23 protein-coding genes are annotated in these 23,906 nt (G+C 71.8%); 13 read left to right on the forward strand and 10 right to left on the reverse strand.

Features of this window, described 5'->3' with window-relative positions:
• Positions 1–10: 10 nt before the first annotated feature.
• From YWW_RS27985 to YWW_RS27990, 3 genes are all read right to left on the reverse strand, one after another.
• Positions 11–1,141, reverse strand: coding sequence for an MFS transporter (locus YWW_RS27985; protein WP_051325311.1), 1,131 nt, complete (start codon positions 1,139–1,141; stop codon positions 11–13).
• A gap of 25 nt (positions 1,142–1,166) precedes the next feature.
• Positions 1,167–1,754 carry a hypothetical protein gene (locus YWW_RS0102875; protein ID WP_051325312.1) on the reverse strand — a complete coding sequence of 196 codons (588 nt, stop codon included), beginning with the start codon at positions 1,752–1,754 and terminating at the stop codon, positions 1,167–1,169.
• Between the two features lie 325 nt (positions 1,755–2,079).
• Positions 2,080–3,090, reverse strand: a complete 1,011-nt coding sequence (locus tag YWW_RS27990) for a hypothetical protein (RefSeq protein WP_051325313.1) — start codon at positions 3,088–3,090, stop codon at positions 2,080–2,082.
• A gap of 551 nt (positions 3,091–3,641) precedes the next feature.
• On the opposite strand from YWW_RS27990, the gene YWW_RS0102885 reads away from it, so the two are divergent.
• Complete coding sequence (locus YWW_RS0102885; protein ID WP_035697196.1) at positions 3,642–3,911, forward strand: SHOCT domain-containing protein; 270 nt, start codon at positions 3,642–3,644, stop codon at positions 3,909–3,911.
• A gap of 231 nt (positions 3,912–4,142) precedes the next feature.
• Here YWW_RS0102885 and YWW_RS27995 read toward each other — a convergent pair whose 3' ends face one another.
• Complete coding sequence (locus tag YWW_RS27995) at positions 4,143–6,335, reverse strand: MMPL family transporter (RefSeq protein ID WP_155829863.1); 2,193 nt, start codon at positions 6,333–6,335, stop codon at positions 4,143–4,145.
• Positions 6,336–6,447: 112 nt separating this feature from the next.
• Between YWW_RS27995 and YWW_RS0102895 the strand changes: the two genes are divergently transcribed.
• The 3 genes from YWW_RS0102895 to YWW_RS0102905 all read left to right on the forward strand — a co-directional run bounded on the left by YWW_RS0102895 (position 6,448) and on the right by YWW_RS0102905 (position 9,331).
• The gene (locus tag YWW_RS0102895; RefSeq protein WP_026928913.1) at positions 6,448–7,161 is read left to right on the forward strand and encodes a response regulator transcription factor; all 714 of its coding nucleotides are present in this window, start codon (positions 6,448–6,450) and stop codon (positions 7,159–7,161) included.
• Positions 7,161–8,267: a HAMP domain-containing sensor histidine kinase gene (locus YWW_RS28000; RefSeq protein ID WP_051325315.1), complete on the forward strand. Its 1,107-nt coding sequence runs from the start codon at positions 7,161–7,163 to the stop codon at positions 8,265–8,267. Before YWW_RS0102895 ends, YWW_RS28000 begins: the two co-directional genes overlap by 1 nt.
• A 197-nt stretch (positions 8,268–8,464) precedes the next feature.
• Positions 8,465–9,331 (forward strand): alpha/beta fold hydrolase, encoded by an 867-nt coding sequence (locus tag YWW_RS0102905; RefSeq protein ID WP_026928914.1) that lies wholly within the window; start codon positions 8,465–8,467, stop codon positions 9,329–9,331.
• Between the two features lie 29 nt (positions 9,332–9,360).
• Here the strand turns inward: YWW_RS0102905 and YWW_RS28005 are convergent, their stop codons facing one another.
• Positions 9,361–10,848 (reverse strand): DUF1349 domain-containing protein, encoded by a 1,488-nt coding sequence (locus tag YWW_RS28005; protein ID WP_035697193.1) that lies wholly within the window; start codon positions 10,846–10,848, stop codon positions 9,361–9,363.
• Positions 10,849–10,933: 85 nt separating this feature from the next.
• Between YWW_RS28005 and YWW_RS0102915 the strand changes: the two genes are divergently transcribed.
• Genes YWW_RS0102915 through YWW_RS28010 form a run of 3 tightly spaced genes read left to right on the forward strand, consistent with a single transcriptional unit; the run spans position 10,934 to position 13,373 of the window.
• Positions 10,934–12,103, forward strand: coding sequence for a sensor histidine kinase (locus tag YWW_RS0102915; protein WP_026928915.1), 1,170 nt, complete (start codon positions 10,934–10,936; stop codon positions 12,101–12,103).
• On the forward strand, positions 12,100–12,756 hold the full coding sequence (locus YWW_RS0102920; protein ID WP_026928916.1) for a response regulator transcription factor: 657 nt from the start codon (positions 12,100–12,102) through the stop codon (positions 12,754–12,756). The genes YWW_RS0102915 and YWW_RS0102920 overlap by 4 nt, the downstream gene beginning before the upstream one ends.
• A 56-nt stretch (positions 12,757–12,812) precedes the next feature.
• Entirely contained in the window at positions 12,813–13,373 is a 561-nt protein-coding gene (locus YWW_RS28010; protein ID WP_051325316.1) for an SRPBCC family protein, read from the forward strand.
• Between the two features lie 64 nt (positions 13,374–13,437).
• Here the strand turns inward: YWW_RS28010 and YWW_RS0102930 are convergent, their stop codons facing one another.
• Positions 13,438–14,190 carry an IclR family transcriptional regulator gene (locus YWW_RS0102930; protein WP_026928917.1) on the reverse strand — a complete coding sequence of 251 codons (753 nt, stop codon included), beginning with the start codon at positions 14,188–14,190 and terminating at the stop codon, positions 13,438–13,440.
• A gap of 101 nt (positions 14,191–14,291) precedes the next feature.
• Here YWW_RS0102930 and YWW_RS28015 point away from each other — a divergent pair, with 101 nt between their 5' ends.
• The 3 genes from YWW_RS28015 to YWW_RS0102945 are packed head-to-tail and all read left to right on the forward strand — an operon-like array spanning position 14,292 to position 17,547.
• Complete coding sequence (locus YWW_RS28015; protein ID WP_051325317.1) at positions 14,292–15,398, forward strand: Ldh family oxidoreductase; 1,107 nt, start codon at positions 14,292–14,294, stop codon at positions 15,396–15,398.
• Entirely contained in the window at positions 15,395–16,783 is a 1,389-nt protein-coding gene (locus YWW_RS28020; RefSeq protein WP_081687154.1) for an MFS transporter, read from the forward strand. The genes YWW_RS28015 and YWW_RS28020 overlap by 4 nt, the downstream gene beginning before the upstream one ends.
• Positions 16,783–17,547, forward strand: a complete 765-nt coding sequence (locus YWW_RS0102945; protein WP_026928918.1) for an SDR family NAD(P)-dependent oxidoreductase — start codon at positions 16,783–16,785, stop codon at positions 17,545–17,547. The genes YWW_RS28020 and YWW_RS0102945 overlap by 1 nt, the downstream gene beginning before the upstream one ends.
• Before the next feature lie 62 nt (positions 17,548–17,609).
• On the opposite strand, the gene YWW_RS0102950 is transcribed toward YWW_RS0102945, so the two are convergent.
• The gene (locus tag YWW_RS0102950) at positions 17,610–18,104 is read right to left on the reverse strand and encodes a DUF5980 family protein (protein ID WP_155829865.1); all 495 of its coding nucleotides are present in this window, start codon (positions 18,102–18,104) and stop codon (positions 17,610–17,612) included.
• 419 nt (positions 18,105–18,523) lie between these two features.
• A complete protein-coding gene (locus YWW_RS35685) occupies positions 18,524–19,084 on the reverse strand; it encodes a hypothetical protein (protein WP_155829867.1) in 561 nt (186 codons plus the stop codon).
• A gap of 238 nt (positions 19,085–19,322) precedes the next feature.
• Between YWW_RS35685 and YWW_RS0102960 the strand changes: the two genes are divergently transcribed.
• Both YWW_RS0102960 and YWW_RS28030 read left to right on the forward strand, forming a co-directional pair.
• Entirely contained in the window at positions 19,323–19,814 is a 492-nt protein-coding gene (locus tag YWW_RS0102960; RefSeq protein ID WP_026928921.1) for a VOC family protein, read from the forward strand.
• 161 nt (positions 19,815–19,975) lie between these two features.
• Entirely contained in the window at positions 19,976–21,493 is a 1,518-nt protein-coding gene (locus YWW_RS28030; RefSeq protein ID WP_051325318.1) for an alpha/beta fold hydrolase, read from the forward strand.
• 47 nt (positions 21,494–21,540) lie between these two features.
• On the opposite strand, the gene YWW_RS0102970 is transcribed toward YWW_RS28030, so the two are convergent.
• On the reverse strand, positions 21,541–22,128 hold the full coding sequence (locus YWW_RS0102970) for a TetR/AcrR family transcriptional regulator (protein WP_026928922.1): 588 nt from the start codon (positions 22,126–22,128) through the stop codon (positions 21,541–21,543).
• Positions 22,129–22,215: 87 nt separating this feature from the next.
• Between YWW_RS0102970 and YWW_RS0102975 the strand changes: the two genes are divergently transcribed.
• Positions 22,216–23,259, forward strand: a complete 1,044-nt coding sequence (locus YWW_RS0102975) for an NAD(P)-dependent alcohol dehydrogenase (protein ID WP_026928923.1) — start codon at positions 22,216–22,218, stop codon at positions 23,257–23,259.
• A 5-nt stretch (positions 23,260–23,264) separates the two neighbouring features.
• On the opposite strand, the gene YWW_RS0102980 is transcribed toward YWW_RS0102975, so the two are convergent.
• Positions 23,265–23,846, reverse strand: a complete 582-nt coding sequence (locus YWW_RS0102980) for a hypothetical protein (RefSeq protein ID WP_026928924.1) — start codon at positions 23,844–23,846, stop codon at positions 23,265–23,267.
• Positions 23,847–23,906 lie beyond the last annotated feature (60 nt).

Genomic DNA, 23,906 nt, shown 5'->3' on the forward strand with positions numbered 1-23,906 from the left:
TCGTCCGCGTTCACCGTCGTTCCGGTCCGCCGGGCGACGCGCGGCGGTCCCGGCGGACGAGGAGGAGGGCGGGCAGGATGGCAGCGGCGGTGAGCAGGAACGTCGCCGGGTGGCCCAGCGGCGTGATGCTGAGTCCGGCGCCGAGCGCCCCGGCGGCCATGCCGAGGTCGTAGGCGGCATTCCAGATGGCGCTGACGCTGCCTTCGCCGCCGACCGGGGCGCGGGAGTACATCAGCGACAGGGTGGCGTTCTGCAGCACACCGAACCCCGCCCCGAATACGAAGGACCCGCCGATGACCGCGGCCGGTGCGCCCGTGGCGGACATGGCGGCCACGCCCGCCCCGGCCAGCAGCAGTCCTGGAGCCAGCAGGCGCCCCTGCCCGCTCCGGTCACCGAGTCGTCCTGCGACCCAGCGGGCGGCGGTGGCGGTCGCGCGATGGGTCAGGAGCGCGACCGCGACGACCCACACCGGCAGCCCGGCGGTGGCCAGGGGGAGGAAGGTGACGAGCACGCCGGTCGCCGCCGAGGCCATGGCGAAGATCGACGCCGGACGCATCAGCTCGGCGCTGAGCAGGCCGGTGAGCACGCCTATGCGGCCGCCGGGTCCGGTGGTCGCGTCGCGACGCGGCAGGCCGGGCACCGAGAGCAGGGCGAGCAGTGCGACCACCGCCGTCATCGCGAACACCGGTTCGCAGCCCCAGCGCTGTGCCGCCCAGACGCCGCCGGGCAGCGCCAGCATCCCCGACGCGCCGCTGACGATTCCGACCAGCGCGAGGCCCTCGCCGCGCCGGCGGGCCGGAATCAGCAGCGCGGTGACCGCGCCGCCGGCGACCACGCTGACGGCGAAGCCGACGCCTCGCACCAGGCTGACGGCGACGATCGCCCAGATGTGGTCGCTGACCGTCAGGACCAGGGTCGGCCCGCCGAGCAGGGCCAGACCGGCGGCCATGCTCCACCGGTACCCGATGCGGTCGATCAGCCGCGGCGTGACCAGTTCGCCGGCGACGGTCGCCAACAGCAGGGCCACTGTGGGCAGTCCCGCGACCGCGGTCGAGCCGGACTCCTGCGCGAATCGGGGGACCACCGAAAGCGGAAGGTAGAACCCGATGGAGGTGCCGACGATGGAGACGCAGCGAAGCAGGAGCGCCCGCGGGAGAGGCGGGACCTTATCGTCCTTCCTGGAGGCGGCGTCGCCGGTAGTGCCAGGTGACCGCCAGCAGCAGTGGCGACCACAACAACATGGGGACGTACCAGCGCATGATCTCCCATCCGGGGGGTTCGTCCGAACATCCGGCGGGCGGCTGCGAGTTGCCCGGCGGCCTGTCGTAGCCCAGCTCGGCCCAGAAGGACGACATCACGTCCGGGAGAAAGCCGAGCGTCCACACCGCCCCGACCAGGATCGCGCCGGTCGTCGCGGCGACCACGGCGCCGGTGATCGGCACGCGCCGCCCGCCCAGCCCGGGGATCCACCGTGGAAAGACCTCGCCCCAGGGGCGGATCAGGCCGATCGTGAGCAGCGCGAGTCCGAGCTGCACGGTCGGCAGCACCCCGGTGATGTAGATCTTCTCCCACAGCGGCCCGCTTCCCCGGCAGTATTCGTTGTTCGCGATGACGTCGATCGCCATGGTCAAACGCCAGGTGATGGAGGGGAGGCACGTCACCGGGACCGCCCAGGCGGCGATCTTGGCCCAGGTGGGCACCAAGTCGGCCCGGAAGGTCGAGTTCGTTCGGTCGGGTGCGGCGCGTTCGCCCATGAGCGGCTCCCAGTCTCGCGTCCGCCCGGTCCTTTCGGGCGGCGTCGACTTCCACCGTCGGTCACGGAGCCGTCGTCGAGACCACCTCGGCGAGGGAACCGGCTCCCCCTTGCGAGGGATATTCGCAGTTCGGGACCGTGTGAGGAGGAAGCCGGGGCGGCGATGTCCTCAGGTCCCAGAACCGCCGGCAGGAAGAGAACGCCACTGAGTTCGCCACCCGCCTCGCCTGCCGGGTTTCGGCACCGGGGAAGGACCGACCGATGACCGGTATCGCACCGCCGAGCCCGCCGTGACCGTCGACATCCGCTGTCGTCCGGTCCGCTGGTCATTGTGCGGCGGCGACAGGGTCGTGCCGAAACCGCCGCACGGCATAGGCGTACACCGCTGCCGTGAGCGCGAGGCCCCAGGGGAGGATGAACACGCCCGGCAGCGACGCTCCCCAGTTGTCCAACTGCATCTCGCCGGCCATGATGTCCTGTGCCGTCCCGAACGACATCCGTCCCATCTGGATGAGCATGGCTGCGGCCAGCAGGCCGGGCACGACGGCGAACCAGATCGGCACCCGACGTCCCCGCAGCACCGGTATCCAGCGGGGGAACGTCTCGCCCCAGCGTCGGATCAAACCGATCGTCAGGATCGCGCCGATGGTCGGCAGGCCGCCGAACACGAGCACGATGCCGACCCGCTCCGGCCAGCCCCAGGCGTCGATGGAGTCGCCCGAAGTGCCCAGCGGAATCCCCAGGCCCCAGGCGATTCGAACGATGGGATAGGGCAGCGCGAGCACTGCCGCGGTGTAGGTCGCCGCCTTGCCCCATCGCGGTTCGTGACGCGCGAGCAGTCGAGCGCCCCCGCGCTCCAGCTGCGCCGCCGCGGCGGCCACGAACAGGAACCCACCGGCCATCGACACGACACCGGCGGCGAGCCCGCCGTCCCACAGCCCCGTGTAACCGAAGAACAGGTACGCGAAGTTCTGGATCACTCGGATGTCCGGGACGATCAGGAGCAGCACCAGCCCGAGGACGGTGGCTCCGTAAGCGGGCCACCGGCGTTCGGGCGCTCGCCGCAGCATGATCGCGGTGAGGATTCCGGCCAGTCCGATCGCGGCGGTCACCAGCCCGGTCTGACGGGGCTCGAGGCCATCGAAATAGGACCCGACCTCACCGTTGCGAGGATCGTTCGTCCCGAGCGGACTCGCGACGATATCGGCGGTCCACAGCGCTCCGAACGCCACCGTCAGGCACGACCACGCGCCTGCCGCCGTCACCAGCCTCGTGCGCCAAGCGAGCAGGATCCGTCCGAACCTGCTCCGCCCGCCCGGCACGATCTCTGCGGTCATGACGCCCTACCCTTCTTGGATAGATCCTCGTTGTTCGCGACCCGCCGCCTTCGGGCGGGGCGATGCCCCAAGCCTGCGGCGCGGCCACGTGAACCGCCTCCCACCCGCGAGGGAGCACACCCCCTCCGCAGAGGGAGCCCGAACAGGATCGGGGAATCGAGAAAGCCGCGGATCCGGCTGGGATCGGTGTCGATCGGGTCGATCGCGTCGACCACGAGCCGCTCGACGGTCAGGCGCAGGCGTTCGGTGGCGGTCGGCCGCGCCCGCCAGCCGGTCCCGCAATGCGGCCGCAGCCGGTCGGCGAGGGAAGGCGACGGCACGTCCGGTAAGGGCCCCGGCGTGTAGCGGCGCAGGCACGTCCCGGTGTCGGCGGCCAGTCCCTCGGCCAGGTGTTCGGCCTCCTCGAGCGCCGGCGTGGCGCCCTGTCGGACCCGAGCGGGCGGACGGTGTGCGGGTACGCGCTGGAACGTAAACGAAGGTACGTCGTGGGGTCGATGACGCAGGCCGTGATGAGCGCGAGAGTCGGAGTATCCAATCACAAAGGAGCGCTCATGTTCACCGAAGCATTCATCACACTCGCCGGGGACGGACACTATGGGGGGCCGTTCGGCGACGGGCCGGCGTTCTGGCCGGTCTTCCCGATCACCTGGTTGCTGCTGATCGTCGGCGGCGTCGTGACCGCGATCGTGCTGACCCGCCGCAACAGGAACATGGCACCGCGCCGGGAAGCCGAGGCGCGCTTGGCCACGATGTACGCCGCCGGCGAGATCGCGGAGGACGAATACCGCGCTCGCCGCGCCGTGCTCCGAGAGAAGCACTGACGGCCGCGGTGAGGTGTCGGTCGGCGACGGCCCGGCTTCGCCGTGGTCACCGCCGACGGATCCTGGACATCACGCAGTGGCACCGCGCTCGCGCCGTTGCGCGAGACGCTTCCTGCCGCGGCCTGAACCGCGTCCGCGATATGAGTGCCACGCGAACCCCGGGTCCCCGCAGGGGCCCGGGGTTCTTTTCGCGCTCGTCGCGGAGGGAGGCCCTCGCGGCGCGGGCTCGGGTCAACCGCCGGCCGAGCGGCGGCCCGCCCGGAACGGCGCGCCGCCACCGCCGGTGCCGCGCCGCCCGGAAGACGCGGGAGTGCGACGCCCCAGCCGCGGGAACCACCAGTTGTGCCGCCCCATCGCCGCGATGAGGGCGGGGACCAGCAGCCCGCGCACCAGGGTGACGTCGAGGAGGATGCCGAGAGCGACACCGCTGGCGAAGACGGCGACGTCCAGTTCGCGGGTCATCGCCATCGACGCGAACGAGAAGAACAGGATGACCGCGGCCGCGGTGATCAGCCGGCCGGTACGGCCGAGCGCGCGCGCCACCGCGGCCTCGGTGTCACCGGAGCGCTCGTGCTCCTCTTTGATGCGGGAGAGCAGGAACACCTCGTAGTCCATTGTCAGGCCGAAGAGGAACGCGAAGACCGTCACCGGCACGAACGTTCCGATCGAACCGTCCGGGACGACGCCGAGCACCGCCTCGGTGCCCCAGCCCCACTGCCAGACGACCACGAGCGTGCCGAGCACGGCGCCGAGGGAGAGGAGATTGAGCAGGATGGCCTTCAGCGCCAGCAGCACCGAACGGAACGCCAGCGCGACGACGACGAACGTGACGAAGCACACCAGCGCGAGCATCCAGGGGAAGGCGGCATAGGTGGCCGTGACGTAGTCGATCTGCTGCGCCGCATTGCCGCCGACGGCCACATCGTCGGAGGCGGCGTCGCGGACCCGCTGTATGGTCTCGGCGCCTTCGGCGCTCCCTCCCTCGGCCGCCGGGATCACGGTGAGCAGCACGTGCCCGGCCGAGCGCCACTCCCGGGACGGCGAGGTGACGACGGCGGCCACACCGTCCACGTCGAGCAGTGCGCTCTTCGTCTCGGCCTCGGCCTCGACCGGCGCCATCACGTCGAACGCGCTCACGACGCCGGTCGGCACACCGGTGTCCCGCAGGTCGACGAGCGCCTCGTGCGCGGGCCCGTCCTGCGCCAGTCGCCCTGTCACCGGCGTCGACAGGTTGATCGTCGTGGCGATGCCGCAGAGCAGCAACAGCAGGCCTCCCGCGACGGCGATCACGGAGACCCGGCGACGCATGCTCCACCTGGCGAGCCTTTCCCAGCCGCGCCCCTCCTCGCCCGGCCGTGGAACCGGGCCCCGGCGTCCCGCCGCGCGGAGCAGGAGCGGAAGCACCGTCAGCGTCACCAGGGCACTGGCCCCGGCGGTGACCGTTCCACCCAGGCCGAGGCTGGTGAGGAGCGGAATCGGCAGCACGATCATCGTCGCCAGGCCCGCGGCGACGGCCAAGGCGCTGACCGCGATCGCGCGTCCGGAGGTGCGCATCGCCTCGCGAACGGCGTCCTCGGCGTCCAGCCCGGCGACGCGGGCCTCCCGCCACCGGCTGGTGACGATGAGCGCGTAATCGACGGCGATGCCGATGGCGAGCAGCGGCGCCATCATGAGGGTCGTCTCGTGCACGGTGGTGACCAGGCTCAGCGCCCAGATCCCGAGCGCGGCGATCGGCATCGCGAGCAGCGCGATCAGCAACGGCACCGCCGCGAGCGCCGAGCGGAAGAACCACAGCAGCACCGCGAGCGCGAGCGCGGCCGCGATCCCGACCTTGAGGGCGACGTTCAGACCGCCGGCGTCCTCGCTCGCCGAGAGCGCGTCGAGGCCCGTCTCCCGGACCGTCGTCCCGGCCGGCAGCGCGTCGGACAGTGACGCGGTGATCGTCGGGCCCAGCTCGGCCACCTCGCCCAGGGCACTGCCCGGCATGCCGCCGCTGGGCGCGTACCGCGGGAACACGAGCAGGTAGGTCAGGTCCTCCCGCTCGGTGCGGAACGCCGGATCGGCGTCGTCGGCGTACCCGACGACGCGCGCGCCCGTCGCGGCGGTGATGTCCGCCGAGGCGTCGGCGAGTCCGTCCAGGACCGCCGCCTCGTCGAGTGCCGCGCCGTCCGGGAGATCGACGACCGCGACCCTCGGACGCTCGTATCCGCCCGTTCCGAACTCGGCATGGATCGCGTCGTTCGCCTCCCAGGCCGCCAATCCCGGGTACCGGTTGGCCTCCGTCACGCGGTCGGCGAGGTCGAAAGCCGCCAGGCCGCCGAGCGCGACGAGCGCGATCAGCGCGGCTACGACCAGGCGCGACCGCCTGAGCACGGTGTCGGTGAAGCGGCTCGCTCGGGCCGGGGGCGCGTTGTTCCTCATCATGCGTTCCAGTCCACCGCCGGGAACTTCCGGTTCTCATCCGAAGTTCTATGAGAACGAGCAGAACTCGGTGAACGGACTGGCCGCGGGGACGGCCGGCTGAGAGAATTCCCGCATGACCGTATCGGCGAAGATCCTCGTGGTGGACGACGAGCGCTACCTCGCCGAGCTCGTCGCGACCGCGCTGCGGTACGAGGGCTTCGCGACCACCGTCGCGGGCTCGGGCCCGGCCGCCTGGCAGCGCATCCGCGCCGACCGCCCGGATCTGATGGTCCTCGACGTGATGCTCGGTGAGACCTCCGGCTTCGACCTGTGCCGGGAGCTGCGAGCCGCCGGGATCGACGCCCCGGTCATCTTCCTCACCGCCCGCGACGCGCCCGGTGACCGCATCACGGGCTTCGTCGCGGGCGGCGACGACTATGTGACCAAGCCGTTCAGCATCGAGGAGCTCGTGCTGCGCGTGCGCGCCGTCGCCCGCCGGCTCGGGTCGCCCGGCCGCTCGCACGTCTTGCGCGTCGGGGACCTCGTCCTGGACGAGGCGGCGCACGAGGTGCGGCGCGGCGGCCGCCTGATCCAGCTCACCCCGACGGAGTTCGCCTTGCTTCGGCTGCTGATGGCGCATCCGGGACAGGTCCTGACCAAGGAGCAGATCCTCGACCGCGTCTGGCAGTACGACTTCGGCGGCAACGCCTCCGTGGTGCAGACCTACATCTCCTACCTGCGGGCCAAGGTGGATCGTCGGCCCGATCCCGACGGCACCGCTCCGACACCGCTGATCCACACCGTGAACCGCATCGGCTACGTCATGCGATCCGGAGGCGAGCGCTGATGTTGCGGCGCAGGCTCACGGTCACTGTGCTGGTGCTGCTGCTCACGGCACTCGTGGTCACGGTCGGGGCGACGATCGGCGCGGTGCAGGACTGGCGGCAGGACCTGGTGCGCGACGGGCTCGACGTCGCGACGGCCGAGCGTCAGCTGCTGCAGCGCGTCGTCGCGGTGTCGGGCAGCACCGCTCTGGCCACGCTGCTGCTGACGGGAGGGCTGGCGTGGATGACCATCGGCCGCCAGCTGCGGGGCATCACGGGTCTGGTCACCGTCGCCCGGCGGTTCGGGAGGGGAGAGCTGGGCACGCGGATGCCGGTGCGCCCCAAGACCGAGGCCGGGACGCTGGCGACCGCGTTCAACACGATGGCCGACGAGCTGGAAGGCGAACTGGAGCGGCGCCGCCGGGCCGAGGAGGACTTGCGCCGGTTCCTCGCCGACGCCTCGCATGAGCTGCGCACGCCCGTCGCGACCGTGCGCGGCTACGCCGAGCTGTTCCGGCGCGGCGCCGCCGATGACCCGCAGACGCTCGCCACGACGATGGCCCGGATCGAATCGGAGTCCGCCCGGATCGGCGCACTCGTCGAAGGCATGCTCGCGCTCGCCGGCTCCGCTCAAGTCGCCGTCCGGCAGACCGGTGCCGTCTCGCTCCGCGACCTCGCCTCAGAGGCGGTGGACGCCGCGCGGGTACGCGACCTCGAACGCCGGTGGCTCGTGGAGGACGGGCCGGACGTCACGGTGACCGGCGACTCGTCGAGCCTGCGTCGGCTGCTGGACAACCTGCTCGCCAACGGCACCGCGCACACGCCGCGAGGCACCACCGTCACCGTGCGGGTCGGCTCCGAACCCGGGGCCGCCCTCGTCGAGGTGGTCGACGACGGCCCCGGACTGCCCCCGTCCATGAGCGGCGACCCGTTCGACCGGTTCACGCGGGCCGCGGCGGCGTCCGGCCCGGACACCCGAAGCGGCACGGGACTGGGACTCGCGATAGTCCGCGCGATCGCCGAGGCGCACGGCGGCACGGCACGGATCTCGACCGGCGAGGCGGCGCGCGGACTGACGGTTCGGGTGCGTCTGCCCGCCGGCATCGGTTCTCAGGCGGGCCCGCCGTAGGCGCGGCGGCGCAGGAGGAGTTCGGCCGGGCCCCGGTGGCCGCGGCGGCGTATGGCCTCGGCGAGGACCAGGGAGAGCAGCCAGGTGGCGATGGCGACGAGGGCGGCGCCGAGGCCGGTGGTGAACGGAGCGAAGACGATGAGGAACTCGGGTGGACGATGTGGCGATGCAAGGCGGGCGGGCGATAACGTGCTGCCATGGCCTTCGTATCTGTGAACGGGACCCGCCTCGCCTATGACGAGGCGGGCGCCGGGCCGGCCGTCGTGCTCGTCCACGGCGACCTCGCGGACCGGCGCACCTGGGACGACCAGTTCGACGCGCTCGCCACCGACCATCGGACCGTCCGCTACGACCGGCGCGGCCACGGCGACTCCGAGACCCCGGTCGAACCGTTCTCACACCACCAGGACCTGTTGGGGCTCATGAAGGCACTGGAGATCGAGGAGGCGGTCCTGATCGGGAACTCCGGCGGCGGAGGCCACGCGGTCGAAGCCGCGCTCGCCGCCCCCGACCGCGTCGCCGGGCTCGTCCTCGCCTGCGCGGGCGTTCCCGGCCTTCCCTGGCCGGACTCCTTCATCGAGCAGGCCCGCGCCCGCGTCGGCAGTACCGTCCCCGACGAGCGGCGCGCCCGCTACCGGTCCGGCGGCGGCGCCGACATGCCCGAGCTCGAGGCCGACCTCGACGCCTACGCGACCGCCCACATCAGATGGATGGTCGCGGGACCCGACCGCACGGAACACGATCTGCCGCAAGAGGCCTGGGACCTGTCGGTCGCCATGTTCCGTGACCGGCTGCGCCGCGAGTGGACCGAGCCGCAGCACGCCGGCACCCTGCCCGAGCGGCCGGCCCATGAGCGTCTCGGCGAGGTCCTGGCCCCGACCCTGGTGGTGAACGGGCAGTCGGACGTCCCCGAGATTCAGGAGGTCTCCAGGCTGCTCGGGAGCCGCGTCCCGAACGCCCGGATCGTCGAACTCCCGGCCACCGGCCATGCGCCCCAATTGGAACGGCCCGCCGAGTTCACCGCGCTCGTGCGCGGATTCCTCGGTGAGATCGAGGCCCGCTGAAGCGATCGCCACCGGCCGGGAGCGCTCGTCTAGCGCCAGTTCAGGCGCCGGCCGCCCCGGTTGCGGCTCGAAGCCCACCATGCCGCCGCCGCGACATGGCAGCACAGGACGGCGATGCCGGCCCAGGCGGGCAGCGGGAAATAGCCTGCGGACGGCGCGTAGTGGGCGACCACCTGGGGGTATTCGGTCGCCGTCTGCTGTACGGCGAAGCCGGCGGCCGGGGTGAGCCGCAGCAGCCATTGCGACACGGCGTCGGGCAGCAGGGGAAACGCCGTCACGGTGTAGGGCACGGCGATGAGCGCCAGCGCGACGGCGCTCGCCGCCCATCCGCGCCGCAGCAGCGTCCCGAGCCAGTACGCGAAGGCGGCGCACAGTGCCAGCACTGTCGCGAGTCCGATGACGACGCGGACGCCCGTGAGCGGGGAGAGCGGCTGCACGGGAATGCCGTTGTGCTGGAGGACCGCGATGCCGGCCGGCATCGCGATGCCGATCGAGACCAGCCCTGTCACGAAGCCCGCGGCACCGACGACGGCCGCACGGCGGGCCAGACGCGGGAAGGACGAGGGAGCGGCGGTCCGGGCGCCGAACCGAGCGGCGACGACGAGGACGACGGCCAGCGCGATCGCCAGACCCGACAACAGGCTCTTGGCGGCGGGCACGCCCTCCGCGTTGCGCGGACCTATGTCTCCGGTGCCGCTGACGGTGATCACGCCGTCCCGTTCGACCGCGCCGGAGGCGTTGTGGTGCTTCTCCCAGTCGGTGTGGTTCATTTCGCCGACCGGATCGCTCTGCCATTCGCCGTCGGCCGCGCCTTCCAGGTCGATGTTGTCGAACACGCCGGTGGCCTGCGTGAAGCGGACCTCCTCGATCGCTCCGCCCAGGCCGACCTCTCGCAGTGTGAGGTCGCCGGGAGAGGCGGCGAAGAGCCCGACTTGGACCGTGTCGGGGAGGCCGGTCAGCGTCGCCGTGCCGATCGTGCTCCACTGCTCGCCGTCCGGTGATTCGTAACCGGTGATGGTGTCCCCCGAGCGGGTCAGGCGCAGCCACCGCGGCGACTCCGGTGAGACCTCGCCCGCGCTTCCGGCGATGTCGTGCTCGTAGTCGTACTGCATGCGCACGCCGTGGTCGCCGGTCGTCATGACCGCCGCGTAGGACGAGCCCTGGTCGAGGCCGTCTTTGACGATGATCCCGGTCTTCGCCCATGGGACCAGGCCCGAGACGATCTCGTCGTGGTCGGGCGGAGGGTAGGTGATCGTGCCGTTCATGGAGGTCAGCCGTACGGTGATCGAGCCTTCCGGGCCGAGGTCGCGGTGCAGGAACCAGAACGTGTCGCTGACGACCGAGCCGTCCGCGGCGTGCGGGATGCCCGGGCACGCCCCCGAGCAGTCCGAGCGGCTGCCGAAGGCGAAGAGCAGGCCGAAGGAGATCACGACGGCGGCGGCCGCCGCCAGGGCGACGATGCGGCCGGGGCGGCGGAAGTCCGCCCATTCGCGTTGCAGGAGTGCTTTGTCGAACATGCCTCGGTTCTACGGGCCCGGGCATAACACGGACCGAACCGGGCTTGTTATCCCGCTGTTAGGCCGGACCGTGCATGCTGGGTGGATGAGCAGGCTACGCGGTGGGACGGTCGGACTCCGGTTCACGATCCTGTACAGTGCCGTCTTCCTCGCCTCGGGGGCCGTCCTGTTGGCGCTGGCCTTCCTGCTGTCCGGCGGGTCCTTCAGCGACGTCGAAGCCGTGCCCGGACAGCACCCGCCCGCCGGCGGCGATCCGGCCGCGGCCCAGGAGCGCATCCGCGAGTTGCAAGACCAGTTGGCCGCATCGGATGCGCAGCAGTCCCAGAACATGCTGATCGGTTCGCTGCTGGCCTTGATCGCCATGGCGGTCGTCTCCCTGCTGGCCGGCCGGATGCTGGCCAGGCGGGTGCTGCGTCCGCTGCGGCGGATCACCGAGCGGACCCGACGCATCTCGGCCGACGACCTCGGCGAGCGGCTGGCGGTCACCGGCCCGGACGACGAGGTGAAGTACCTCGCCGACACCATCGACGGGCTGCTGGAACGGCTGGAGGCGTCGTTCACCGCCCAGCGCCGGTTCGTCGCCAACGCCTCGCACGAGCTGCGCACGCCGCTGGCGACGATACGGGCGTCGCTGGACGTCGCGGCCGCCAAGCCGAATGCGGCGCCGCAGGCACTCGAGTTGGCCGAACGCCTACGGCCGCAACTGGACCAGGTGGACGATCTCCTCGACGGCCTGCTCGTGCTCGCCCGAGCGCGGCACGGGGCGCTCGGCAGGGCGACCGACGTCGACATGTCCGAATCGGCCGCTCGGGCGCTGGCCGAGCGCGCCGCCGAGATCGCGGCGAGAGGGCTGACCGTGACCGAACGTCTGCCGCACGGCATGCGCGCTCGAGGTGACGCCCCGCTGGTGTCGCGGATGGTCGCGAACGTCGTCGACAACGCCGTGGTCCACAATGTCGAAGGCGGTTGGATCCATGTCGAGACCGCGTTGGAGGGCGGCGAAGTCCGTCTGGCGGTGCTGACCGGAGGGCGCGTGTTCGATCCCCGGGACGTGGACCGGCTGGCGCAGCCGTTCCGGCGGCTCGGCGGCGACCGCACCGGATCCGAGAACGGCGTCGGCCTCGGGCTCTCCATCGTGGCCGCGATCGCGGAAGCCCACGGTGGGCGCCTCGCGATGTCCGCGCGGCCGGAGGGCGGCCTGCGGGTGTCGATCGCGCTGCCGACGGTCCGAGTCCCCGCCGGGGTGAAGGCGTGAGGATCCTGGTGGTCGAGGACGCGCGGCCGCTCGCCGACGTCGTCGCCGAGGGCCTGCGCGATCAGGGGATGGCCGTCGACCTGGCCTATGACGGGCTGTCCGCGGCCGCCAAGCTCGACCTGACGGCATACGACGTCGTCGTCCTGGACCGCGACCTGCCCGGCCTGCACGGCGACACGATCTGTCAGATGACCACCGAGCGGGAGGACCGCCCCATGGTGCTGATGCTGACGGCGGCGGGGTCTGCCGACGACCGCGTCAGCGGCCTGACTCTGGGAGCGGACGACTACCTGGCCAAACCGTTCCACTTCCCCGAGCTGGTCCTGCGTGTCCAGGCGCTGGCCCGCCGCAGACCCGACGTCCGCCCCCGGACCCTGCGCGCCGCCGGAGTCGAGCTGGATCCACTGCGCCGGATCGCCGTGCGCGGCGGCCGACGGCTGGACCTGTCGGTCAAAGAGTTCGCGCTGCTGGAGGCGCTGATACGGGCGAGCCCGGGCTTTCTCAGCGCCGAGCGGCTGCTGGAGCGGGTCTGGGATGAGCACGCCGACCCGTTCACCAACACCGTGGCGGTGACGATCGGGCGGCTCCGCCGTAAACTCGGCGGACCACCCGTCATCACGACGACGCCCGGCGTCGGCTATCGAATCGGCTGAACCGCCTCGACCGGCCGCTGCGGTCAGCGCCGGGAACTCATGGCAAAGGACGGCCAATGGCAGAAGCACCGGCGACCCGCCCCGGGCCGCCCCGGCACTGGGGGACCGGGCACGCCGACGAGCGGCGGCCGTGCCCGGGGGAGCGGTTCGCGCCCGAACCGGCCGAGCGGTGGTTCCGCGCCGTGACGATCGACGCCCCCGTCGAGACGGTCTGGCGCTGGATATGCCAGATGAGGGTCGCGCCCTACAGCTACGACCTGGTGGACAACCGGGGCCGCCGCAGCCCGCGAAGCCTCACGCCGGGCGCGGATCGGCTGGAGATCGGGCAGGAGTTCATGACCATCTTCACGCTGGTCGATTTCCAGCCGAACGTGCACCTCACGCTGAAGATGACCGCCCCGCGGGCGCTGCGGCTGTTCGGCCCCTTCGTCGTCGTATACGACGTCGAGCCCGTCGACCGCGGCCGGACCCGCCTCCGGGCGACGCTCCTGGTCGGCGACGGGAACGAAGGCGGCGCCGTGGACGCCGTCCGACGCCGCGCGCTCGCCTGGGGCGACCTGGTCATGATGCGCAAGCAGTTGCGGACCTTCAAGTCCCTCGCCGAGGGCGGCTCGTGACGGCCCGAGGCATCGCCTCGGCCAGGGCGGGCCGCCGCCCGATGCCGTTCTGAAGCCCGGGCCCTCACACCTCGCTCGGGCTCCCGAGGGCGCGGGAGACCGCTCGGGCCGCGCGGACCACTTCGCGGCCGAGCCGCTCGTCGGAGCCGGTGGCCTCGTGGGCGAGCGCGACGGCGCTGATCCCGCCGATCACCTCGCCGGTGTGGTCGACCACGGCGGCGCCGCTCGCGCATACGCCGATCTCGTTCTCCTCGTGGTCCTCCGCCCAGCCGCGCGCCCGTACGGTCGCCAGCTCGTCGAGCAGGCGATCGGGGTCGGTGATGGTGTTCGGCGTCCGCCGCGGCATCCCGGTCCGCCGCGCCACCTTCCGCACCTCCTCGTCCGGCAGCGAAGCGAGGACGGCCTTGCCGATCGACGTGCAGTGCAGCGCCAGGCTCATCCCGACCCGGGAGGCGAGCCGGTACGGCTTGTCCGCTTCGATCTTGACCGCGTAGACCGCCTCGTCGCCCGAGCGCAGTGCCAGGTGCACGGTGCGACCGGTGCGGCGGTGCAGCTCTTCGAGGTGCGGGCGCACCTGGCCGGGCAGGTCGAGCCGCCGCAGCACCCGGCCGGACAGCGCCAGCAGCCGCGGGCCGCTGAAGTACTCCCCGGTCCCGGTCGCCCGCGCGAAGCCGTTCGCCACCAGCCCTTGCAGGATCCGGTGCGCCGTGGCCTTCGGGACCCCGGCGGCGGCCGCGATGTCGCCGAGCCGGGTGTGCTCGCTCAGCGCGTCCAGCATCGCCAGCGTCTTGTCGGTCGCGGTCGATCGCGAATTCATGACGGCTCCTCAGGTTTAGATCCCGATCCATGCGGGTATAGCGCGCTTGTCATGGAACACCGTTCCATTGTACGGAACGATACTAGTGCGAGGCGGATGCCGTGGACGAACTCCCCTGGTCGACCCGACCCACTCCCGACCGGTCCGGCGACAGACCCGTCGGCGAGCATCTGGTGCGGCCCGAGCCGCTGACCCGCATGGCCGTCGCGGTGCTCACCGCGGCGGGCGCGCCGGAGCGGAACGCCGGAGCCGTCGCCGCGTCGCTCGTCGCCGCCGACCTGGCAGGCCACGACTCGCACGGCGTGCGGCGGCTGGTGCCGTACGTCGGCGCGATCCGGGCGGGCACGCTCGACCCCGCCGCGCAGCCCCGCGTGGCCCGCAGCGAAGGCGCCGGCGCCACCGTCGACGGCCGGGGCGGCTTCGGGCAACTCGCCGCCGCGCTCGCCACCCGCGAGGTCCGCGAGCTCGCGCGCGCGCACGGCGTCGGCGTCGTCGCCATCAGCCGCGGCAACCACATCGGCCGGCTCAGCGAATACGTCGAGGCGCTGGCCGAGGCCGGCCTCGTCGGCATCGCCTTCTGCAATGCGGACCCCACGGTCGCCCCGCACGGCGGCCGCGACCGGCTGCTCGGCACCAATCCGCTCGCTTGGGCGGTGCCGCGCGGCCCGGGCGAGTCCGCCGTGGTGATCGATTTCGCCACAGCCGCTGTGGCCGAGGGCAAACTCGCGCTCTCGGCCGCACGCGGTGAGCACGTGCCGCCCGGCCTGCTCGTCGACGGCGACGGCCGGGACTCCACGGACCCGGCGGACTTCTACGAAGGCGGGGCGCTCCTGCCGTTCGGCGGCGCGGCGGGCGGCCACAAAGGCTACGGGCTGAGCGTGATGATCGAGATCGTCGGCGGCCTCCTGTCCGGGGCCGGGATCTCCAGCCTGCCCGGCTACGACGGCACCAACGGCAGCGTGCTGCTCGCGGTCGACATCGCCGCGTTCCTGCCCGCGGACCGGTTCCGCGAGCAGACCGAGCGCTTCTGCCGCCGACTGAGCGCCTCCACTCCCGCACACGAAGACCGATCAGTGCTGGTGCCCGGCGAACTGGAGGCCCGCACCCGGGCGCACCGGCTCCAGCACGGCATACCCCTGTCAACAGCGACCTGGAACGAGCTCGCCGCCCTTCCAGGCTTCGCGCTCCCGGAAGGAGACTCGACATGAGTCAACCCGAAACCCCTGCGGCGCAGCCGACCCGCGGCAGCGAGCTGCGCCGCGTCGTCGGCGCCTCGCTCGTCGGCACCGCCCTCGAGTGGTACGACTTCTTCATCTACGGCACGGCCGCGGCGCTCGTCTTCGGCGAGCTGTTCTTCCCCGACGCGGAGCCGGCCCTGGCCCAGCTCGCGTCGTTCGCGACCTTCGGCGTGGCGTTCCTGTTCCGCCCGCTCGGCGGTTTCGTCTTCGGCCGCCTCGGCGACCGCATCGGCCGCCGCAACACGCTCATCATCACCACCCTGATCATGGGCATCTCGACCGGGCTGATCGGCCTGTTGCCGACCTACGGGACCGTCGGCGTCGCCGCCCCGATCCTGCTGGTGCTCCTGCGGATCTGCCAGGGACTCGGCGCCGGCGCCGAGTTCGGCGGGGCCTCCACGCTGCTGGCCGAGCACGCGCCGCAGTCCCGCCGCGGCTTCTACGCCTCGTTCGCGCAGACCGGAGTCCAGATCGGACTCCTGCTCGGCACCACCGCCTTCCTGCTGGTCGCCCTGCTGCCGGACCCGCAGCTGCACTCGTGGGGCTGGCGGGTGCCGTTCTGGGCCAGTTTCGTGCTGATCTTCGTGTCCCTGTACCTGCGGCTCCGCGTCGCCGAATCGCCCGTGTTCAAGAACATGGAGCGCACGCGGACCGTGGTGCGGATGCCGGTCAAGGAGACGCTCCGGCGCTACCCCCGCAGCTTCCTGGTCGGCATCGGCGCCCACATCTGCGACACCTCCACGATCTACATCTTCGCGACCTTCTCGGTCGCCTACGTGACCGAGACCTTGGACATGCCACGATGGACCATCCTGACCGGGATCATCATCATGAGCGTGATCGTCATCGTGCTGCAACCCGTCTTCGGCCACCTCTCGGACCGGATCGGCCGGAAACCGCTGAACGTCTTCAGCGTCGTGTTCACCGCCGTGTTCGCCTTCCCGTTCTTCTGGATGGTCAACACCGAGATCCCGGTGGTGATCTGGCTGGCGCTGGTGATCGCCACCGCCTTCGGCTGGGCGCCGATGATCGCCGTCCAGCCCGCCTTCTACGCCGAGCTGTTCGGCGCGGGCGTGCGCTACACCGGGTTCGCCGCCTCCCGCGAGATCGGCGCGGCGATAGCCGGCTTCTCGCCGCTGATCTCGGTCGCGCTGTTCCAGGCGGGCGGCGAGACGCCGTGGCTCATCTCGGTGTTCATGATCCTGACCGCGGTGATCTCCCTGGCGGCGTTCCTCTACGCCCGCGAGGCCCGGCATATGGACATCAGCGTGCGCTACGCCTCGCAGGAGGAACTGGTCGCGGCCAGGCCCGCCGGCGAGGACCGCACCGCGGCGACGGAGGAGCCCCGACAGTGATGGAACTCGACAAGACCACCGCCGTGGTGACCGGCGGCGGCACCGGCATAGGCCGCGCCGTCGCATTGGCGCTGGCGCGGGCCGGAGCCGCCGGGATCGCCGTCAACTACGCCAGTTCGCGGGCCGACGCCGAGGAGACCGTCGCCGAGCTCCGCTCGCTCGGCTGCGACGCGTTCGCCGTCCGAGCCGACGTCGCCGACGCGGCCCGGGTGCGGTCGATGGCCGAGCGGGTGCTGTCCGCATTCGGCGAGGTCCACCTGCTGATCAACAACGCGGGCACCACCAGGCGGGTGCCCCATGCCGATCTGGACGGCCTCACCGACGAGATCTGGCACGAGGTGATGGATGTGAACGTCCTCGGCGCCCTGCACTGCGCGCAGTCGTTCGCGCCCTCGCTTCGCGAGACGGGAGGCGCGGTGGTCAACATCTCCTCCATCTCCGGTTACCGAGCCGGCGGATCGTCGATCGTCTACGGCGTCAGCAAGGCCGCGATGCTCCAGCTCACCCGCAATCTGGCGGTGGCGCTGGCCCCCGAGGTCCGCGTCAACGCCGTGGCGCCGGGGACGGTGGCGACGCGCTGGCAGACCGGCCTGCACGGCGAGGCCGGGTTCGAGGCGATGGCGCGGAAGGAGCGCGAGCGGGTGCCGCTGGACCGCACTTCCGGCCCGGAGCACGTGGCGCAGGCCGTGATCGGCCTGCTCGGCATGGACATGGTCACCGGCGAGGCGCTCATAGTGGACGGCGGCAAGCACGTCACGTACTGATATGGCCCCCCCGATACGCCCGCCCGCGGCCGGTCACGGCCGCGGGCGGGCGTCATGCTGCTCTAGCCCTCGTCTGCCAAGGCCGCGGTGATGCCGCAGCCCCACTTCTCCTGGGCCCTGATCAGGATCTGCATCGTCTGCGTCACCGCCCCGTCCGTGACGTAGAGGGTGGCCGGGTAGTCCCCGTAGTCCAGAGGAGGCAGCTTGACGCCGATCCAGATGGTCCCGACGGACCTGTCGCCGTTGTCGCCCGGCGGGAACGACTCGGCCATGTCGACGACGGTGCCCTCGGGGAAGCCCTGCACCTCGGCCGTGAGCGTCGTGTCCCAGTGTCCGGAGATGAAGCCGACGAAGTACGAGCGGTAGTTCACGTTGGCGGGGATGCAGAGCCGCTGCACACCGTCGGCCAGTTCCCAGGTCGCCTCTGAAGCGGACGCCGACGCCGGGACGGCCGCCGGCGCTGCGGCCGAGGCGGCCGACGCGCTGAACCCCACGCTCATCGCCAGTCCGGCCACTACGGCGAGCATCAACCTGAGCGGGCGAGCGATCGATCTCATCACGAATGTCCTCCGTGTCCTCGGTACCGGAGCGGCCTCCCCCCGCCAGGGCTGGTACCGGTCGCCGGCTGAGGCCTCGTGGAAATCACGGTACAAGACAGACGATACGGACGTCAATTGGTTGACGCTTCAAATATTTTGGCGGTCCGTCGCGCCGGGCTCCTCTCGGCAGGCGTTCGGCGCCGCGGGCGCCGAGGCCGTGCCGGTCCGCCGCGATTGCTGATGAAGCACGGTCCCTACCAGGTGGTTCGGCGAGCACGGCGGGCGATGACGATGCCGACGGCCCCGGCGGCGGCCGCCAGGACGGCGACGAGCGCGAGCCGGAACGCGGAGGCGCCGGTCGGACTGAACGGAGCGCGGCCGAGGCGGCGGCGAGCCGTGCGTCGAAGGGGTCCTCGCCTCCACGGCCCGATATGCCGTCAGCCCAGGGCCGCCCTGACGACCGCGGTGCCCCCGTTCAATTCCAGCAGGTGCACCACGATCCCGCCGGCCTCGGGTTCCGGTGGCTCTTCTCCGCCCTCGGCGCATGCGAGGCTCCCGCTGCCGTCGGCGCGGGTCTCCAAGGTGCAGCCGGGCTGGTACAGCAGACCGCCGCCGCCGCCCAGGCCGTCCGGTTTGGTCAGGTCCACTTCGACGCCGTCGTCGGCGACGACGGCCACCACCGTCCACTGGCCATCGGCCCCGCCGAGTGGGAACTCGACCGAACCGGAGAAGGACACTTCGCATTCGCCGTCGTTGCAGGACTCGTGGTCGTCGCCGTTCGCGCCCGTCGCCTCCGGTGCGGGGGAGGAGGGAGCGGGGGAGGAAGTGGAGTCGGAGCTCGGGGAGGCGGAGGCGGCAGCGGTGGTGGCAGGGGCGGCGTCCGAGGCTGAGGTATCGGCGTCCGGTTCCGTCTCGGCGCCGCAGCCGGCAGTGGCCAAGACCGCGAGCAGCGCACCGATCACCATGTGCCGTTTGAGGAAAGCCCGCGAAGTCGTCATGCGCCGATTCTAGGCAGCCTCCCAGAAACCGCTCTCTACGGTGGACGGAACGACGACTGCGCCACACCCGCTCGGCGGCTCGGACTCGCCTGCGGCGGGGGTCGGGCGCGCCAGAGCCCCCGGAACGGATCGCAGGCGATGGCGAAGCGCTCCCGCGCGGCCTTGGGCAATAGTGGAACATATTATTCCGTTCTGATATGCTCGCCCGAGACGACCGCAAGCACCGGAAGGACACGCCATGACCACCGCATCCGACCCAGTTCCCGAGGGCTACACCAGCGTCACCCCGTGGATCGTCACCCGCGACACCGCCGGGCTGCTCGATTTCCTCAAGGCGGCCTTCGGCGCCGAGGAGCTCGGCCGCGTCCCCGTGGGGGGATCCGGCGCCATCGGCCACGCCGAGGCCCGCATCGGTACCGCCATCGTCATGATGTTCGACTCCCCGTTCAAGGTCGACACCCCCGCCATGCTCCGCCTCTGGGTCGACGACGCCGACGAGGCCCTCGAGCGCGCGCTCGCCGCCGGCGCCGCCCTCGTCACCCCGGTCACCGACGTCCAGGCATGGGGCGACCGCGTTGCGCGGCTGCGCGACCCGTTCGGGAACCTCTGGTGGCTCCAAGAGCGCGTCGAGGAGCCCGACCCCGAGGACGTCATGCGACGCATGGACGAACCGAAGTACCGCAAGGCGTTCGAGCAGACCCAGATCATGGACGCGCCGGGCCTCGTCTGATCTCCACCTCGGGCCGTCGCGCCGTGCGCGGCGGCCCGAGGTGGAGCTTTCTTCACCCGCATTCGGGCGCTGGCGGCACTGCGAACGCCCGGTTCGGACGGTCACAGTGGGGGTGTGGCGTCGACGCCCCTTTCCGTCATCGAACGCAATGGAGAAAGCACGTGAGAGCAACGCCGCTCATAGCCGTATCCGCCGCCGCACTCGCGGCGGCCCTGACCGTCTCGACGATCCCGGCCGACTCCCAGGAGCCGGAGCCCGACCCCGGCGGCGACTTCGCCGCCTCCATCGACTGGGAGCCGTGCGAGGCCGACCCGACCGCCGACTGCGGCGTCATGGACGTCCCGCTCGAATGGGACGACCCGGGCGGCGAGACGATCGGGATCAACGTGACCCGGCGCCCCGCCGAGAATCCCGACGAGCGCGTCGGATCGCTCGTGGTCCAGGCCGGCAAGGCCAGCCCCAGCGCGCTGGTCGTCCTCTACATGCCCGAGTTCCTCGGCCAGGAGCTGCGCGACAAGTTCGACATCGTCGGCTTCGACCTGCGCGGCGTCGGCTTCAGCAGCCCGCTGGTCTGCGACGAGGAGCTGGTCGAGGCCAAGCCCGACTCGTACCTGGAGAGCGGGCGGGAGTTCCGCGAACTCGTCGACTACAACCAGCGGCTCCGCGACGACTGCGTGGAGCGCAACGGTGATCTCTACAGCAATGTGGACACCTTGAGTGTGGTCCGCGACGTCGACGCGCTGCGGGGCGCGCTCGGCGAGGACCGGCTCGACTTCCTCGGTTTCTCCTACGGCTCCTTCATCGGAGCCCAGTACGCCGAGGAGTACCCCGACCGCGTCCGGACGCTCGCCCTCGACAGCAACGTCGACCACAGCCTCGACGTCGTCGACTGGGTCGGGCTCAAGGCCGAGATGATGCAGGACCTGTTCGAGAAGTTCGTGGAGTGGTGCGAAGGCGACGAGCGCTGCGCGCTGTACGGCTCGGACGTGCGCGAGGTGTGGCATTCGGTCATGGACCGGGCCGACCGCGGCGAGCTGTCCTTCACCGGCGATCCCGAGCACGAGGTGACCGCCTACGACGTGGTCAGCGGTCTCTTCCACTGCGGCTACGGCCCGAATTGGACCGCCACGGCCGACTACCTGGCGAGCCTGCACGAGACCGGGGTCGCCGAGGGCCTGCCGTGCCCGAGCGAGGACGACGACGACGGCGAGACGCCGGTCGAGATCCCCGACACCGACGGGTACATGATCGCGAACTTCTGCTCCGACTACGCGCTGCCGGTGAGGAACTTCGGCCAATGGCAGCGGCTGATCGAGACCGCGGGCGAGCGGTACGCGCCGGACGTGCGCTTCCACCCGAACGCCTTGGACCGCATCCGGGACTGCCTCAGTCTGGAGGACGGCGTCGTCAACCCGCAGCACGAGCTGGAGGTCGAGACCGACGCCCCGATCCTGCTGGTCAACGCCCGGTACGACCCGATCACCGGCCACAACACGGCGGTGCGGATCGCCGAGCAGATCGGCGACGAGGCCTTCCTGCTGACCTATGAGGGCGCCGTGCACGGGGCCTACGGGACCTGGAGCGGCAGCGACTGCGTCACCGAGGCCATGCACCGGTACCTGGTCGACCGGGAGCTCCCCGAAGTGGACTCCTGCCCCGAGGTGCCGTACGAGCCGTGACCGGCGCTCGGTGGGCGGCCCGGCCGGGCCGCCCACCGAGCGGGCCGTCAGCCGGGCGCGACGACGCGCCGGACGCTGTCGCGCAGCAGGCTTCGGCGCCGCTCGTGGAGCTCCGGCGGCTCTCCGCCGTCGGCGGCGTAGACGTTGCTGACCGGCGACCAGGCCATGGACATCGCGATGACCATGGCCATCAGGTCGAACGGCTCGCCGGCCCGGACGAGGCCCGCGGCCTGCGCCTCGGCGATGGCCCGCAGCTTGGGGTCGTCGAGACGGTCGGCCTCGCCGACGAGGTGCCCGGTCGGGCGGCGCTCCAGGCGCGCCCAGGTGGCGAGTCTGATGAGGTCGGGGCGGCGGAGGTACTCGTCGTAGAGACGCACGGCCCAGTCCGCGAGGTCGGCCGCGTCGATCGGGACGACGTTCACGATCCGCTCCAGGGAGCCGAAGAAGATGGCGTCGAATAGCCCCTCCTTGCTGCCGAAATAGCCGTAGAGCTGCGCCTTGTTGGTGCGCGCGGCGGCCACGATCCGCTCCACCCGGGCCCCGGCGATCCCGTGCCTGGCGAACTCCTCGGTCGCCACGTCCAGGATCCGCTGCCTGGTCGCGGCGCCGCGCGGCGTCAAGGGCTTGTCGGCCATGGCGACCACGATAGCAACAGACTGGTCGGTCTATCGGATCGGCGCTACCCTGAAATAGACCGAACAGTCTGTTTATTGGAGGCCCTCATGAGGACCACGACGGGATGGCGGGCGGACCCCGGCGAGACCGCGCTTCGCAAGGCCGCGCTCGAACGCCGCGAACTGCGCGCCGACGACATCGCGGTACGCATCGACTACTGCGGCGTCTGCCACAGCGATCTGCACGCTCTCGAGGCCCACGCCGCCCGGTCGGAAGGGCCGCTGGTCCCCGGACACGAGTTCACCGGCACGGTGACCGGGGTCGGCGGCGGCGTCACCCGCTTCGCGGCCGGGGACGCGGTCGCGGTCGGCAACATCGTCGACTCATGCGGCACGTGCGCGATGTGCCTGCGAGGGCAGGAGAACTTCTGCCGCGAGTTCCCGACCCTGACCTACGGCGGCGCCGACCGCCGCGACGGGACCACGACGCAAGGGGCCTACGCCCGCGAGTACGTCGTCCGCGAGCGATTCGCCCATCCGCTGCCCGCCGGCCTCGACCCGGCGGCCGCGGCGCCGTTGATGTGCGCCGGGGTCACCGTCTGGGAACCGCTGCGGGCGCTCGGCGTCGGCCCCGGCACCCGTGTCGCGGTGGCCGGACTCGGCGGCCTCGGGCACCTCGCGGTCAGGTTCGCCGTCGCGCTCGGCGCCGAGACCACGGTCATCACCCGCTCGCCCGGCAAGGCCGACGACGCGCGCCGCCTCGGCGCCCACGACGTGATCGCGTCGAGCGACGAACAGCGGACGGCCGCCGCCCGGGACCGGTTCGACGTCGTCGTCGACACCGTCGCCGTCGCCCACGACCTCGGCCCCTACCTGCGGATGGTCGCCGTGGACGGGACGCTCAGCCACCTCGGGCACCTCGGCCCGGTCACAGTGGAGACCACCGATCTCCTCATAGGGCGCAAGCACCTCAGTTCCGCGGGCAGCGGAGGCCTCCCTGCGACCGCGGCCATGCTGGAGTTCTGCGCCGAGCACGGCGTCGCCGCCGACATCGAGCTCCTGCCCTCCTCGCGCGTGAACGAGGCCCTCGACCGCCTCAGGCGCAACGAGGTCCGGTACCGCTTCGTCCTGGACATGTCAGACCTGCCCTGAGCCCGTCACCCCCCGAGCCATCCGCCGCCGACGGCGACGACGCCGCTCTGCGCGCGCGGGCCGTACCGGGCCACGACGCCGAGATCGAGCTCGCCGAAGCGGCCCGGGACGCGCTCCGACTCCACCCGCTCCGGTCCCGTCGCCTCGGCGGCGGCGACGCGGAACTCCTCCACTCCACCGGTGGGGAGGCCGAGCTGTTCGAGCGCGGACCGGTACGCGTCCACGGTCCCCTCCAGCGGCATGGTGCCCGTCTTCAGGTCGACGCCGACCGGCGAGCCGTCGGCACTGCCGATGGCGCTGAAGGCGATGTAGCGCACGGGCAGCCGCAACCGCGCGCCGCCGTGCAGCAGCAGCTCGAGCGGGCGGGAGGGCCGGGTCTCGAAGACCGCCGTGTCGCCGCCCGCGATGCCGACCTCGGCCGCGGTCGGTCGTTCCCGCAGATCCCACACCTCGACGCCGTCGACCGCTTCGGCGGCGGCGGGGAGCTCGAATCCGTCCTCGCCGCCGGAGACCGTGACGTCGCATCCGGCCGCGAGCGGCGGCAGGACCGCCCCGATCGCGCACGCGAGGAAGCGACGTCGGTTCACGCCCGCTCCTCTCGCCGGTCTCACTGACGATGATGGCATCGCCGGTCCTGCTTCGGGCCG

This window comes from Glycomyces tenuis DSM 44171, from assembly GCF_000427885.1.
GTDB classification, from domain to species: domain Bacteria; phylum Actinomycetota; class Actinomycetes; order Mycobacteriales; family Micromonosporaceae; genus Glycomyces; species Glycomyces tenuis.

Bases quoted from the DNA above. Each gene is read 5' to 3' on its own strand.
- YWW_RS0102885 (WP_035697196.1), top strand. From the start codon at position 3,642: ATGTTCACCGAAGCATTCATCACACTCGCCGGGGACGGACACTATGGG.
- YWW_RS0102875 (WP_051325312.1), bottom strand. From the start codon at position 1,754: ATGGGCGAACGCGCCGCACCCGACCGAACGAACTCGACCTTCCGGGCC.
- YWW_RS0102970 (WP_026928922.1), bottom strand. From the start codon at position 22,128: ATGGCCGACAAGCCCTTGACGCCGCGCGGCGCCGCGACCAGGCAGCGG.
- YWW_RS28005 (WP_035697193.1), bottom strand. From the start codon at position 10,848: ATGTTCGACAAAGCACTCCTGCAACGCGAATGGGCGGACTTCCGCCGC.
- YWW_RS0102950 (WP_155829865.1), bottom strand. From the start codon at position 18,104: ATGAGATCGATCGCTCGCCCGCTCAGGTTGATGCTCGCCGTAGTGGCC.
- YWW_RS0102895 (WP_026928913.1), top strand. From the start codon at position 6,448: ATGACCGTATCGGCGAAGATCCTCGTGGTGGACGACGAGCGCTACCTC.
- YWW_RS27995 (WP_155829863.1), bottom strand. From the start codon at position 6,335: ATGATGAGGAACAACGCGCCCCCGGCCCGAGCGAGCCGCTTCACCGAC.
- YWW_RS35685 (WP_155829867.1), bottom strand. From the start codon at position 19,084: ATGACGACTTCGCGGGCTTTCCTCAAACGGCACATGGTGATCGGTGCG.
- YWW_RS28000 (WP_051325315.1), top strand. From the start codon at position 7,161: ATGTTGCGGCGCAGGCTCACGGTCACTGTGCTGGTGCTGCTGCTCACG.
- YWW_RS0102960 (WP_026928921.1), top strand. From the start codon at position 19,323: ATGACCACCGCATCCGACCCAGTTCCCGAGGGCTACACCAGCGTCACC.
- YWW_RS0102905 (WP_026928914.1), top strand. From the start codon at position 8,465: ATGGCCTTCGTATCTGTGAACGGGACCCGCCTCGCCTATGACGAGGCG.
- YWW_RS28010 (WP_051325316.1), top strand. From the start codon at position 12,813: ATGGCAGAAGCACCGGCGACCCGCCCCGGGCCGCCCCGGCACTGGGGG.
- YWW_RS27990 (WP_051325313.1), bottom strand. From the start codon at position 3,090: ATGACCGCAGAGATCGTGCCGGGCGGGCGGAGCAGGTTCGGACGGATC.
- YWW_RS0102945 (WP_026928918.1), top strand. From the start codon at position 16,783: ATGGAACTCGACAAGACCACCGCCGTGGTGACCGGCGGCGGCACCGGC.
- YWW_RS0102975 (WP_026928923.1), top strand. From the start codon at position 22,216: ATGAGGACCACGACGGGATGGCGGGCGGACCCCGGCGAGACCGCGCTT.
- YWW_RS28020 (WP_081687154.1), top strand. From the start codon at position 15,395: ATGAGTCAACCCGAAACCCCTGCGGCGCAGCCGACCCGCGGCAGCGAG.
- YWW_RS0102930 (WP_026928917.1), bottom strand. From the start codon at position 14,190: ATGAATTCGCGATCGACCGCGACCGACAAGACGCTGGCGATGCTGGAC.
- YWW_RS0102915 (WP_026928915.1), top strand. From the start codon at position 10,934: ATGAGCAGGCTACGCGGTGGGACGGTCGGACTCCGGTTCACGATCCTG.